7 protein-coding genes are annotated in these 13,046 nt (G+C 60.3%); 5 read left to right on the top strand and 2 right to left on the bottom strand.

Annotation, left to right across the window (positions count from 1 at the left end):
• Window positions 1-378 precede the first annotated feature (378 nt).
• A complete protein-coding gene (locus AC1RR7_RS00690; RefSeq protein ID WP_493066546.1) occupies window positions 379-3,171 on the top strand; it encodes an EAL domain-containing protein in 2,793 nt (930 codons plus the stop codon).
• Here AC1RR7_RS00690 and AC1RR7_RS00685 read toward each other — a convergent pair.
• Window positions 3,126-3,881: a class I SAM-dependent methyltransferase gene (locus tag AC1RR7_RS00685; protein WP_493155710.1), complete on the bottom strand. Its 756-nt coding sequence runs from the start codon at window positions 3,879-3,881 to the stop codon at window positions 3,126-3,128. The two genes, AC1RR7_RS00690 and AC1RR7_RS00685, sit on opposite strands and share 46 nt — an antisense overlap.
• A 200-nt stretch (window positions 3,882-4,081) precedes the next feature.
• Here AC1RR7_RS00685 and AC1RR7_RS00680 point away from each other — a divergent pair, with 200 nt between their 5' ends.
• From AC1RR7_RS00680 to AC1RR7_RS00670, 3 genes are read left to right on the top strand one after another with little or no spacing between them, the layout of a single operon-like run.
• Window positions 4,082-5,251 (top strand): aromatic ring-hydroxylating oxygenase subunit alpha, encoded by a 1,170-nt coding sequence (locus tag AC1RR7_RS00680; protein ID WP_493066544.1) that lies wholly within the window; start codon window positions 4,082-4,084, stop codon window positions 5,249-5,251.
• A 39-nt stretch (window positions 5,252-5,290) separates the two neighbouring features.
• Entirely contained in the window at window positions 5,291-6,952 is a 1,662-nt protein-coding gene (locus AC1RR7_RS00675; RefSeq protein ID WP_493155708.1) for a choline dehydrogenase, read from the top strand.
• A 13-nt stretch (window positions 6,953-6,965) separates the two neighbouring features.
• Window positions 6,966-8,000, top strand: coding sequence for a GlxA family transcriptional regulator (locus tag AC1RR7_RS00670; RefSeq protein WP_493155707.1), 1,035 nt, complete (start codon window positions 6,966-6,968; stop codon window positions 7,998-8,000).
• Window position 8,001: 1 nt separating this feature from the next.
• Here the strand turns inward: AC1RR7_RS00670 and AC1RR7_RS00665 are convergent, their stop codons facing one another.
• The gene (locus AC1RR7_RS00665; protein WP_493155705.1) at window positions 8,002-8,730 is read right to left on the bottom strand and encodes a class II aldolase and adducin N-terminal domain-containing protein; all 729 of its coding nucleotides are present in this window, start codon (window positions 8,728-8,730) and stop codon (window positions 8,002-8,004) included.
• A 377-nt stretch (window positions 8,731-9,107) separates the two neighbouring features.
• Here AC1RR7_RS00665 and AC1RR7_RS00660 point away from each other — a divergent pair, with 377 nt between their 5' ends.
• The gene (locus AC1RR7_RS00660) at window positions 9,108-12,986 is read left to right on the top strand and encodes an amino acid adenylation domain-containing protein (protein WP_493155703.1); all 3,879 of its coding nucleotides are present in this window, start codon (window positions 9,108-9,110) and stop codon (window positions 12,984-12,986) included.
• Window positions 12,987-13,046 lie beyond the last annotated feature (60 nt).

Raw genomic sequence — 13,046 nt, 5'->3', positions numbered from 1 at the left:
AGCCTTAATGACTGATTGTCTGACAGACTTTTATAAGCATCTAACGCTAAAGCTTTTTTATTAACTTTCCTGACCAGTCAGCCAATAACAGAAGAAAAAATTCTCCTCGTTGCAACGCTTCCTCCATTTCATTCCAGCCCGCATTTCTTATAAGCTACGCCACCTTAATGGCTCGTAGCCACCAACCCTGACAGCTTGACGAACTCTTGAATCTGAAAAACATGCCACATCCTGCTGCGTCTCGTCTTGACGTCATCCGGCACAACCCCGAAAAACAACTTCCTTCGCCACAACCCTGAACGACCGGCCAGACACTTTCTGCCCGACTGCTCGTTTTTTCCAACCTTTCCCTATCTGTCTGCGACAGAGGAGGATTATTTGCTGCGCAAGTTTGCACCGCCTCATGGCTTGAGAACGATCCTGACCACTGCACTGGTATTCCAATGTGCAACTTTAGTCCTCAGCTTTTGGTTGGTGACCAGCAACCAGTCGAGCATCGGCAATCTTTCCAGTGTTGCCGTCGATCAAGTCGATGCTGTAGCAGAAACCGTTCAACACTTGATGGAAGCGCGACTCTCGCTGTCGCGCGCCAACACCCGCATCGTACTGTTCAACACAATTCCACATGAAATGGTGCAACACGCCCGCACGGAGTTGACACTGGCGAATGAATCTTTCGACCGTTTTCTGACAAGTACAAGGGTTGATGAAGAAAATCACATCCGTGTACAGGCATTAAAAGACGTGTATTCACGTTATGTGGACGTGCTCAATCGATTGGTCCGGTACACCGGGGCTGGCGATGTGCAATGGGCTCTTGCCCAGCCGGTACAGGACATCCAAGAGCAGTTCCTGGTGGAACAGAAAAACTTCATCAAGTACGGAAACAGCATCAGCCAGACTTCACTTCAGTCCATGGGTGATCGTTTCAAGATATATATCGCTGCCGCCGCAATGATACTTCTACTGGTATTGGCAACTACATTCTTCCTGCTCTACATCATAAAAAAGGTTGAGAAAAGCCGACTTCTTAAAATTGCCGTAAATCGAACTGACAGTGCAATTATCGTCACCGATCCGAACAGGATGATTACTTATGTAAACGAGGGATTCGTGCGCATGCTGGGTTATGAAACAGACGACCTGGTGGGCAAGAGGCCGGATGAAGTTTTTTATGGCCGGCATACCGATCCGGAAGCGGTCCTGTCTTTCAGGAACAGTATCCAGAGCGGAAAAAGCCATACCACTGAATTACTGGTTTACAACAAATCGAAGAATCCTCTGTGGGTACGAGTGATCGCCAATCCGGTGCTCGATCCACAAGGTGTCCAACAGGACGTAGTGGCAATCGTGACTGACATCACCGAGGCCAAGATGAATGATGAGTTGCAGTTCAAGGTACTCAGTGCCATGGCCCGTGAAGAATCGCTTCCCGACGTCATGAAATTGATTTGCCAGGAGATTGGCCGAATTGCACCTGAAATCGGTATTTCAATAAGGCAGTTCGACGAGCAGGGTTGCCTTCCACTGGTAGCGGAGTTCAACCTGCCGGCGGGATTGATTCAGTCGCTGGAAAGCCTCGCTGAAAGATCCATCCTGAAAAAGATGGACGTGAAAAAAAGCATCATGCTGAACTTCACTGACCCTGCGTCGGACAATGGCGAATGCGTCGATCATCAGCTCTCGCAATCATTCGGTTTCACGGCTGGCTGGGTTAACACCATTCGCTCCAACAACGGACGTACTTTAGGCACATTCACGCTTTATTACCGCGAGAACCACCTCCCGGCTGTCCAGCACCACAGACTGCTTGAAACCAGCCTGAAGCTTTGCGCCCTCGCCCTCGAGAGGGACAGCTTCATCAACGATATCGAACGACTGGCCTACTATGACAGCCTGACGACGTTGCCCAATCGACGACTGTTGATGATGAAAGCAAACACGATGATCGCGAATGCGCAGCGGTCACAATCATCCATGGCAGTTCTGTTCATCGACATCAATAAGTTCAAGCAGATCAACGATTCCCTCGGGCATGCCGCCGGGGATTCGCTTCTGTCCGAAATAGCCAACAGGCTTCAGAGCTCTGTGCGGGGAAATGATTTTGTCAGCCGTCTTTCGGGAGATGAATTCGTCGTTATTCTGTCCCCCTCCAATACTGAACAAGCCATTGCCTTTTCAGAAAGAATGATCAACAAACTGTCGGAACCCGTGATGTTGGACGATGTAAAAATCACACCGTCCGCCAGTATTGGCATTGGTATTTATCCAGACCACGGTAACGACATTCATTCCTTGCTTTTGCACGCCGATCAGGCGATGTACAAAGCCAAGTCCGCAGGACGCCAGGCCATTGAAGTATTCGATCCAGTGATCAGCGATTCAGCCGATGACGAACTGACACTCAGCATGGCACTCAAGAGTGCCCTGGAGTCCAACCAGCTGGCGCTGCATTACCAACCCCAGATAATCCTCGATAACAACCAGCTCTTTGGTGTCGAGGCGCTGGCCCGCTGGTGTCATCCCGAGCTTGGCGATATTCCTCCCGGTCGATTCATCCCGTTGGTGCGCGACGCGGGAATGATGCCCGGACTCAATCAATGGGTACTTACCGAAGCCTGTCGGCAAATGGCGCAATGGCGCGATTCCGGGCTCGAAGTGCCTCATATGTCGGTCAATATCTTCCCCGTCGCCTTTCGCGACAGAGCCATTGTTGAACTCATTGAAACGCTGCTGGAAAAGTATCGGCTCCTGCCCTCCTGCCTGACACTGGAGGTCACTGAAGACTTCATACTGGACGCCACCGACACTGTCATATCGGTCATTACCGAAGTCCGGCAATCCGGTGTCAGCTTGTCCATCGACGACTTTGGCACCGGTTATTCCAGCTTGAGCTACCTGCTGCGCCTGCCCGTCAACACCATCAAGTTGGACAAGAGCTTCATCGACGATATCGAAGACAGCGCCAGTGCCCGGACATTGGCCCAGTCGATTGCCGGGATCTGCAAGAGCCTGCATTTGAACATCGTCGCCGAAGGTGTTGAAAACGATGCGCAGCTGGAAATTCTTCGCGGCCTGGGGTACCAGATCGCACAGGGTTATTGCATCGCTCGTCCTTTACCCTCTCAGGATTTGGCGAAATGGGTCCGTGAGAGGCCTCCAGCGCTCTGACTCGCATCGATCCGGGCCTTGCGCGGGCAAAACCACCCATGCATCAAACCCGCCTGGAAGAACTGGACCGGCGCCTCGAACCCGGCCGACTCGATCAGCCCGGCGACTTGCGGCGCCGGCAGGATCGCCACATCGCTGGCATACGCCGCACGCGCTCGTTCGAGCATTTGCGGCGGCACCTGGGCCGAAGCCATCAGCGTCATCCAGTGACGCAGCAATGCTTCGTAGGCCGGCGACGCGGTGTCAGAAGCGAGATCAGCATTCGCCAGAACCCCGCCCGGCACCAGACGACGGGCAATCTCATGGAAAAAGTCGATACGAACCTGTGGTTCGAGCAAAAACTGCGACACCAGAAAACAGGTCGCGCCGTCGTAACCCGATTCATCCGTCAGCGTATCGAGATAGCCCTCGTGAAAACGGCAACGGGCAAGGAAACCGCCCTCCGTCGCTCTTTGGCGGCAGACATCGAGCATGGCGCCAGAAGGGTCGACTGCCGTGAATTGCCAGCCGGGAAACCGCTGGGCCAGGTGCGCAATTTCCACACCGGTACCCACGCCAACACAGAGTATCCGGGCATTTTCCGGCAGGCCCGCGAACACCGAATCCAGCAGCAGGTACAGCGCATCACGAATGGGCGCCATCCCGCTCCACTGTTTGTCATAGACAGCGGACTGCTGGTCGAACAAGGCCTTGAGTGCTTGATTGTCCATGGAAAACCCTCCTCTGCATCATGATCGCGGTGAAGTTTGATTATCGCAGGGCTGTCAAGGCCTCCCCGGTACAGCATGGGATTGATCATTCCACCCATCAACTGGTCGCAATCCATCAACCCCACCCCCGTCCCGCGCCCTAGATTAGATCCCACAACAACACGCCGCCCCGAGCGGCCCGCTACCGTGGAGATCGCCTCATGCACAGTTTCCAGACCCGCAAGCAGCACAGTCCGGTCGACGCTTGGGATCAGCAGGATCCGGAGCAAGCCTTCACCCTGCCCTCGCGCTATTTCTACGACGACAGCCTGTTTCGTGCCGAGCGCGACAACATTTTCATGAAGGCCTGGCATGTCGCCGGGCATGTCAGTGAGTTCGCCGAACCGGGGCAGTTCGTGGTCACCGATCTGTTCGACCAGAGCGTGGTGGTGGCGAAGAATCGGCAGGGGCAGATCCACGGTTTTCACAACGTCTGCCAGCACCGCGGCAATCGCTTGCTGGAGGAGCGCCGTGGCACCACCGGCGGCGTGGTGCGCTGCGCCTATCACTCGTGGTGCTACGAGATGGACGGCAGCCTGCGCGGTGCGCCGCGTTGTGAGCGGATGAAGAATTTCGAGCTGGCGCAGTTCAACATTCCGCAAGTGCGCATCGAAGAACTCGGCGGCTTCATCTACTTCAACCTCGACCCGAATGCGCCGTCGCTGCGGGATCTGTTCCCCGGCGCGGACGAAGAAATGCGCCGGGTGTTCCCAGACCTGACCGACATGCGACTGATCGAGGAACAGGACGTGATCGTGCCGGCCAACTGGAAAGTGATCATGGACAATTCCATCGAGGGCTATCACTTCAAGCTGTCCGGCCCGTGCCACATCGACCTCGCCCGACTGATCGACTTCAAGGGTTACCAGTTGATCAAACGCGACAACTGGTGGACCTATGCTGCACCGGCCAATCTGTCGGCGACCGAAGCCTATGGCGTACCGCTGAAAAGCGAGCCGAATCCGCAAGAATGCTTTTTCAACATCGGCATGTGGCCGAACAACACCTTCTACACCTTCCCGTTCTCCGAGTTTCTCGGCTCGTTCATCATGATTCCGCTGGATGCCGAACGCTCGCTGCTGCGCTTCGGTTACTACTCAAGCAACCCCGAGACCGCTGCGGTCAGCACCGCGTGCATGAAGTGGATGAACGAAGACCTCGGCCCCGAAGACATCGCCCTGAACATCTCGGTGCAAAAAGGCCTGCGCTCGCTCGGCTACGACCAGGGCCGCTACATGATCGATGCCCAGCGCAGCAATGAAAGCGAGCATCTGGTGCATCACTTTCATCGCCTGGTGTTCAACGGCATTCACGGCCACACCGTGGACTGATCCGCCCTTCCCTCGCCATTCGTTAAAAAGGAGCAGACCATGGACGAAACCGGGTTTGATTACCTGATCGTGGGCGCCGGCTCGGCCGGTTGCGTGTTGGCCAATCGCCTGAGCGAAGACCCGAACGTACGCATCCTGCTGCTGGAAGCCGGCCCCGAGGACAAGAGCTGGACGATCGACATGCCGTCCGCCGTGGGCCTTGTGGTGGGCGGGTCGCGCTACAACTGGCGCTATCAGTCGGAGCCGGAGCCGTACCTCGACGGCCGGCGGATCGGTACGCCGAGAGGCCGCACCCTCGGCGGTTCATCGTCGATCAACGGCATGGTCTACATCCGTGGCCATGCCCGGGATTATGACGGCTGGGCCGAACAGGGCTGCACCGGCTGGAGTTATCGCGAAGTGCTGCCGTACTTCAAGCGTGCGCAGACTCACGCCGACGGCGGCGATGACTATCGCGGTGCCAGCGGCCATTTGCACGTCACTCCCGGCGATGTCGAAACACCGTTGTGCGCAGCGTTTATCGCGGCCGGCGCCGAGGCCGGCTATGGCGTCAGCGAGGACTTGAACGGCTATCGGCAGGAAGCCTTCGGCCCGGTCGATCGCACCACGCGCAACGGTCGGCGCTGGAGCACTTCGCGCGGTTATCTCAGCGAAGCCTTGGCACGGGGCAATGTGCGGGTGATCACCGATGCGCTGGTGTTGCGCATTCTGTTCGAGGGCCAGCGGGCCGTCGGCATCGATTACGAACAGAGCGGCGAAACCTGCACCGTTCGCGCCCGTCGTGAAGTGCTGCTGACCGCCGGGGCGATCAACTCGCCGCAGTTGCTGATGCTCTCGGGCGTAGGCCCGGCGGCAGAATTGCGCGACCTCGGAATTAGCGTGATTCACGACCTGCCCGGCGTCGGTAAACGCCTCAACGATCACCCGGATGCCGTGGTGCAATTTCGCTGCAAGCAACCAGTGTCGCTGTATCGCTGGACCACCGCGCCGGGCAAATGGTGGATCGGTGCGCGCTGGTTCGTCCGTCACGATGGCCTGGCGGCAAGCAATCATTTCGAGGCCGGCGCGTTCCTGCGTTCCCGGGCCGGCGTCGAGCACCCGGATCTGCAACTGACCTTCATGCCGCTGGCGGTGCAACCGGGCAGCGTCGAGCTGGTGCCGACCCACGCGTTCCAGATCCACATCGACCTGATGCGCCCCACCAGCCTGGGCAGCGTGACGTTGCACAGCGCCGAACCGCGGCGACCGCCAAGGATTCTGTTCAACTACCTGAAGACCGCACAGGACCGTGCCGACATGCGCGCCGGCGCACGACTGGTGCGCGAAATCCTCGACCAACCGGCGATGGCCCCGTTCAAGGGCGAAGAACTGGTGCCGGGCCGTTCGGTGCAGACCGACGCCGAGCTCGATGCCTGGGCGCGGCAGGTCACGGAAACCGGCTACCATGCCAGCGGCACCTGCAAGATGGGGCCGGCAGGCGACCCTGAAGCGGTGGTCGATCCACAATTGCGGGTGCATGGCCTCGACGGTTTGCGGGTGGTGGACGCGTCGATCATGCCGGTGATCGTCAGCGGCAACACCAACGCACCGACGGTGATGATCGCGGAAAAGGCCAGCGACCTGATCCGCAACCTCGCGCCGTTGCCAGCCCTCGATGTACCGGTGTGGATCAACCCGCACTGGCAGACCGGACAACGATGAAGCCGAGATGGTGATGACCCGATCCGCTGAAGCTGTACTGCAAAACGGCGCACCGCTGCGAGTGGCGGTGCTGTTGTTGCCGGCGTTTTCCAACTTCGGGCTGGCGGCGGTGCTGGAACCGCTGGCCATCGCCAACTGGCTGAGCCAGCGCACGCTGTTCGAGTGGACGCTGTTGTCCTTGCAGCCCGGCCCGGTAACCGCCAGCAACGGTCTGGTAAGCATCGCCGAAGCTGGCTTGAACACTGAACAGGCCTTCGACGCCTGCGTAGTGCTGGCCAGTTTCGAGGTGCATCAACACAGCCGCAACCCGGCGCTCAAGAGCTGGTTGCGCAAGCAGGCGCTGTTCGGTTCGGTGTTGATTGGCGTGGAAACCGGCACCGAACTGCTGGCCGCTGCCGGCGTGCTCGACGGCTACGAGGCGGCGGTGCATTGGGACAACCTGCAGGGTTTTCAGGAGAGTTACCCCAAGGTCCGCGCCCGACCGCAGCTCTACACCCTCGAACGCCAGCGCCTGACCTGCGCGGGCGCCACCACCATTCTCGACATGCTGCTGGGCTGGATCGGCCAGCGCTTCGATGCGGACCTGGCCCGGGAAATCGGCCTGCACCTGTTGATGGGCCAGATGCGCGCCCCGGCGGACAATCAGCTCGACGGTGGCTTGGGTAACAGCGGGATGTACGGCAGCAAGATCCGCCGCGCTGTGCAGTTGATGGAAAAGGCTCTGGAAGAACCGCTGGACTGCGAAGCAATTGCCAGCGAAGTCGGCCTGTCTCGGCGGCAACTGGAGCGCCAGTTCAAGCATCAGACCGGGCTCTCGCCGCTCAAGTACTACATCACCCTGCGCCTGGCCCGGGCGCACAACCTGCTGCAACAGACGCAGATGAGCGTGGCCCAGGTGGCGGCGTGCTCGGGGTTTGGATCGCTGGAGCATTTCTCCCGCACTTACCGTGCGCGGTTTGGCTGCCCGCCAAGCGAAGATCGGCGCCAGGCGTGGAGCGCGCCGGTGATGCGCCAGCCGTTGAGCAAGGCGCACCTGCCGCAGAAGTGAGTCACTGCCGGTAAGCCGGCTCTTCCTCATCGAGGATGTTCATCAATGCCGCAAAATGCTTATCGGCAAACCCCGGATAATCCAGCCACTGCCGACACGTCTTGCGCGCCACTTCATCGCTGACCACCCGCAACTCACGCCCGGTGGCCAACGCGGTGATGTACACCTCGCAAGCCCGCTCGTAGTAATACAGATCATCGAACGCCTGAGCCACGCTCGGCGCCGCGACCAGCAATCCATGATTGCCCATCAGCAGGATCGGCTTGTCGCCGAGCAACCGACTCACCCGCTCCGCCTCTTCCCCAAGCCCCATGCCGTCAAAGCCGTCATCGATCGCCACCCGCTCGAAAAACCGCATGCTGTTCTGCTCGATCGGTGGCAGCCGCGAGTCCTTCAGACAGGCCAGCGTCGTCGCGTATTTGCTGTGGGTGTGGAGGATGCAGCGGGCCTGGGGCTGGTTGCGGTGCAAGGCGCTGTGCAAGGCCCAGGCGGTGATGTCCGGGGCGTCCGGGCGGTCGAGACTGGCCGGATCGTCGGCATCGAGCAGCAGCAGATCTCTGGCGCGAATCCGCGAGAAGTGTTTGCCGTAAGGGTTGATCAGAAACTCGCGGCCGTCCGGTGACGTCGCCACGCTGAAATGATTGGCGATGGACTCGTGCAGGTTCAGTCGCGCGGCCCAGCGCAGGGCGCAGGCCAGCTGGATTCTCAGGGTCGGGATACTGTCGTTCATGGCTCGGGCGCTCCCGGCAGGCAGGGGTTTTCGTCCACTGTAGACGCCTGAAAAGCCCGTGCTTGACGGTAAGCGACAATGGCTGCCGTTTTTTGCAGACCTGGCAAAAGTCACAAATCAGTTAATTGACAGGGCTGTTTTATGCGCCTACGTTACCCCGCGAAGTGTTACCAAATGCTTCAACCTCACAACAAGAAACACCGCCAAGGATTGGCGTCATGCAACGGTTCCAGCCCCGCCTGACCCACCTGGCGCACCCCTGAAAAACTGAAAACGGCGCTTGCCGTCGATTCCGGACCTGTCGCTTTCGCGCCAACCGGAATGGGCACGGTATTGCCTGCCGAAAACCCGACGCAACGGAAGAAAGGATGACTCTTATGCGTGACGTACACTCGTGCCCGCTTTCCACGGCACAGCAGGAAGTCTGCCTGGCCATCAGCCAGAACCACAGCAACCTCAACTACCATCTGTGCGATGTCATCGAACTGCGCGGCGAGCTGAACCTGACCTGGCTCGAAGCCGCCATCGGCGCGCAGTTCCGCCAAACCGACACCCTGCGCGCCACCTTCAGGACCGACCCGCAGACCGGCACCTTCGCCCAGTACATCCAGCCCATCGATACTCTGCCAGCCAAGGCCTTCGAGCATCTGGACGTCAGCGACCAGCCTGACCCCGAAGCCGCCTGGCGCCAGGTGCTCGACCACCTGTTGCAAACCGACATGGACCTGCAACACGGCCCGTTGATCCGTTACGTGCTGATCCGCCTCGCACCCCACCACCACCGCATGATTGAACTGGCCTCGCACCTGGTGGTGGACGGGTTCGGCCACGGGATTCTGTTCGGCAACATCACTGCCCACTACAACGCCCTCAGTCGCGGCGAAGGGGTCGAGCCGTTGACGCTGGCGCCGTTGTCGAGCGTATTCGAGGCGCAGGAGGAATATCGCCTCAGCGAGATGCACAACAAGGATCGCACCTACTGGCGCCAGTACTGCCTGAAGATGCCCGAACCGACCCAACTGGTGCCGGGCGATGCGCCGCTGATCCGGCTCAATCGCCTGCGCAAAGTGTTCGGCGGCAGAACCCTGCAACGCCTGCGCGCCGCCGCCAGCGAACACCAACTGCGGCTGTCGAGCATCCTGCTGGCACTGTGCGCGACTTACTTGCAGCGCATGACCGGGCAAGACGAACTGGCGCTCGGCATGCCAGTGGCGGCGCGTCAGCTCAAGGCCCTGCGCAATGTGCCGTCGATGGTCGCCAACATCCTGCCGCTGCACCTGTCGTTCAACGCCGAGAGCACGGTGCTGACGGTGGCGGCCAACCTTCAGCGGCAACTGCGCCATCACTTGTTGCACCAGAGCTACCGCAGCGAAAGCATGATCCGCGACCTGCACGCCGAGCGCGGCAACAAGCCGCTGTTCAACACCCTGCTGAACATCGTCGCCTACGATCAGGGGCCGGGGTTTGCCGGGTGCGAAACCACCCTGCAGAACGTCGCCAACGGGCCGGCGGATCACTTGGGCATCGACATCTTCGACCGTCACGCCGATGGCCGACTGGAGATCGGCTTCAATGCCAACGCCGACCTGTATTCCCCTGAAGCACTGGAGCTGCATTACCAACGCCTGACCGCGCTGTTCGAACGTTTCGCCACTGCGCCCGAAACCCTGGCGGCCGACTACGATCTGTTTCTGCCCGACGAACAGCAGCGTTTCTACTCGCACCCGCAAAGCGATGCGCCGTTGCCGGTCTTCGCCGAGGCCTTCGCCGAGTCCGTCCGCGAACATGCCCAGCGCCCGGCGCTGAGCCAGGGTGGGCGACACCTGAGCTATGCACGCCTCGATGACGAGGCCACCCGACTGGCCGCGCATTTGCGCGAACGCGGTGTGCAGGCCGGTGACTGCGTGGTGGTGATGTTCTCCCGCAGCCTCGAATGGGCGGTGGCCGCCGTGGCCCTGTTCAAACTCGGTGCCTGCTATGTACCGGTGGACCCGGACCTGCCCGAGGCACGGATCGAACACATCTTCAGCGATGCCGATCCGGCGGTGGTGATCGTCGCCCCCGGCAGTCAGCTCAAAGTCGAGATCGCCGCCGACAAACAGCTGTGGCTGAACACCGAGTTCCTGGCGCAACTGCCGCCAGCCAACGAGCCGTTGGCGCCGTTCGAAGCTGGGCTGCCGGGCTACCTGATCTACACCTCCGGCTCCACCGGCAAGCCCAAGGGCGTGGAAGTCACCCAGCGCAATCTGGTGCCGATCGCTCGCACCGCCATCGACGCCGCGCAGTTGCAGCCCGGCGCGCGGGTGCTGCAATTCATCGCCGCCGGTTTCGACATGTCGGTGCTGGAAATCATGATGACCCTGTTGGCCGGTGCCGAACTGGTGATCACCGACAAAGTCACCAGTGCTCCCGGCCGGGCCCTGGCGCAACTGGTCAAGCGTGAATCCATCGATTTGCTGGTGATGACACCGAGTCTGCTGGCCTGTCATCAAACCGAGGACTTCCCTCAGGACACCGTACTCATGCTTGGCGGCGAGCCGTGCACCCCGGCGCTGCTGGCGCGTTTCTCCCATTGCCGCCTGCTCAACGTTTACGGCCCGACGGAAACCTCCTTCGCCACCTCGATCAACGCCTGCTACGGCGCCGGTGATCTGTCCATCGGACCGGCCACCGCCAACACCCGCCTGTACGTGGTCGACAACCGCCAGCGCTTGTTGCCGCCGGGGGCCTGGGGCGATCTGTTCATTGGTGGGCCGGGCGTCGCGCGGGGCTATCGCAATCGTCCCGACCTCACGGCCAAGGGCTTTGTCGCCGACCTGCTCGACGCGCAAGACACCATGTACCGCGCGGGCGACCGGGTGTTTTTCGATCATGCCGGGCGCATTCACTACCTAGGCCGACAGGACAACCAGATCAAGCTGCGCGGTCTGCGCATCGAGCTGGACGAGATCAAGAACGTCCTGCTCGGTTGCGCCGGTGTCGATGACGCCACGGTCATGCTGCGTGAACTGGCCCACGGCCCGGCCATCGTCGGCTACGTGGCGAGCAAGGATGAAAGCCTCGACAGCCAGCAACTGAAACAGGCGCTCGGCCGACACCTGCCGCAACACATGGTGCCGAGCGTGATCATGCGCGTGGCCGAATTCCCGTTGACCCCCAACGGCAAACTGGCTGTCGATCGCCTGCCCGCGCCGACGCGGCAGGACGCAGCCGAACTGTCGCCTGCGCAGACCCTGGAAGAAGCCACGATGTGCAACCTGTTCGCCGAAGCCCTGGGTTGCAGCGAAGTGTTCGCCAACCAGAGTTTCTTCGACCTCGGCGGGCATTCGTTGCTCGGGTTGCAACTGGTCAGCCGGATCAAGGAACAGTTCGGCATCGCGCTGGGCATCGCCGATTTCCTCGCAGGGCCGACCCCGCGACAACTGGCCCGACGCCTGCAACACAACACCGGTGCCAGCGATCCGTTCGATGCCGTGCTGGCGCTGCGCACCGAAGGCAAGCGGCCGCCGCTGTTCTGCATCCACCCCGGCGGCGGGATTGCCTGGCCCTACGCAGGACTGTTGCCGTACCTGCCCGAGGATCAACCGCTGTACGCGCTGCAATCGCCGATCCTGCGCGATCCGACGCGGGTGATCGAGTCGCTGGATGAACTGGCCGAGGAATACCTGCAACGCATCATCGAGCTGTATCCCGAGGGGCCGTATCAACTGGCCGGCTGGTCGGTGGGCGGCAACCTGGCGTTGCGCATGGCGGCGATGTTGCAGGCCCGGGGACGTGAGGTGAGCTTCCTGTGCATGTTCGACAGCTATCCGCTGCAGGGTGGCCCGGCGTCGCTGAAACTCGACGATGCGATGATCATCAGCCGTATGACCCGCGCCATCGTCGGCACGCCACGGGCCGGTCTCAAGGGTCTGAAAAGTGCGATGGAAGAAGTGCTCGGCAGCCGGCAGATCGGCGACGAGTTCCTGAGCCGTCTGGTCGACGATTCGAAGCGGATGCTGGAGTTGTTGGGCAGGACGCAGTACGAACAGTACCGGGGCGATATGTTGTTCATCCGTGCCACCGCAGACATCCTGCGTCAGGATGAACAGCAGCCGTCGCTGTGGTCGCCGTACATCAGCGGCGAGCTGATCCGGCATGACGTCGAAGCCCCCCACGAGTGCCTGTTGCAGCGTCAGTACCTGGAGCAATTCGGCAAACGCTTTGTGGAGGAACTGCTCAAGCGGCAGACCGTTCAAACGCTGACCGCGGTTTAACCGCTACAAAAAAAGGTGGGAGCCCGTTACCGGGCTCCCACCTTTTTTATTGCCGACGAA

The organism is Pseudomonas sp. GW821-FHT11G12, assembly GCF_058808055.1.
The sequence above is the reverse complement of the archived record's forward strand: the minus strand, read 5'-3'. Positions and strand labels throughout refer to the sequence as shown.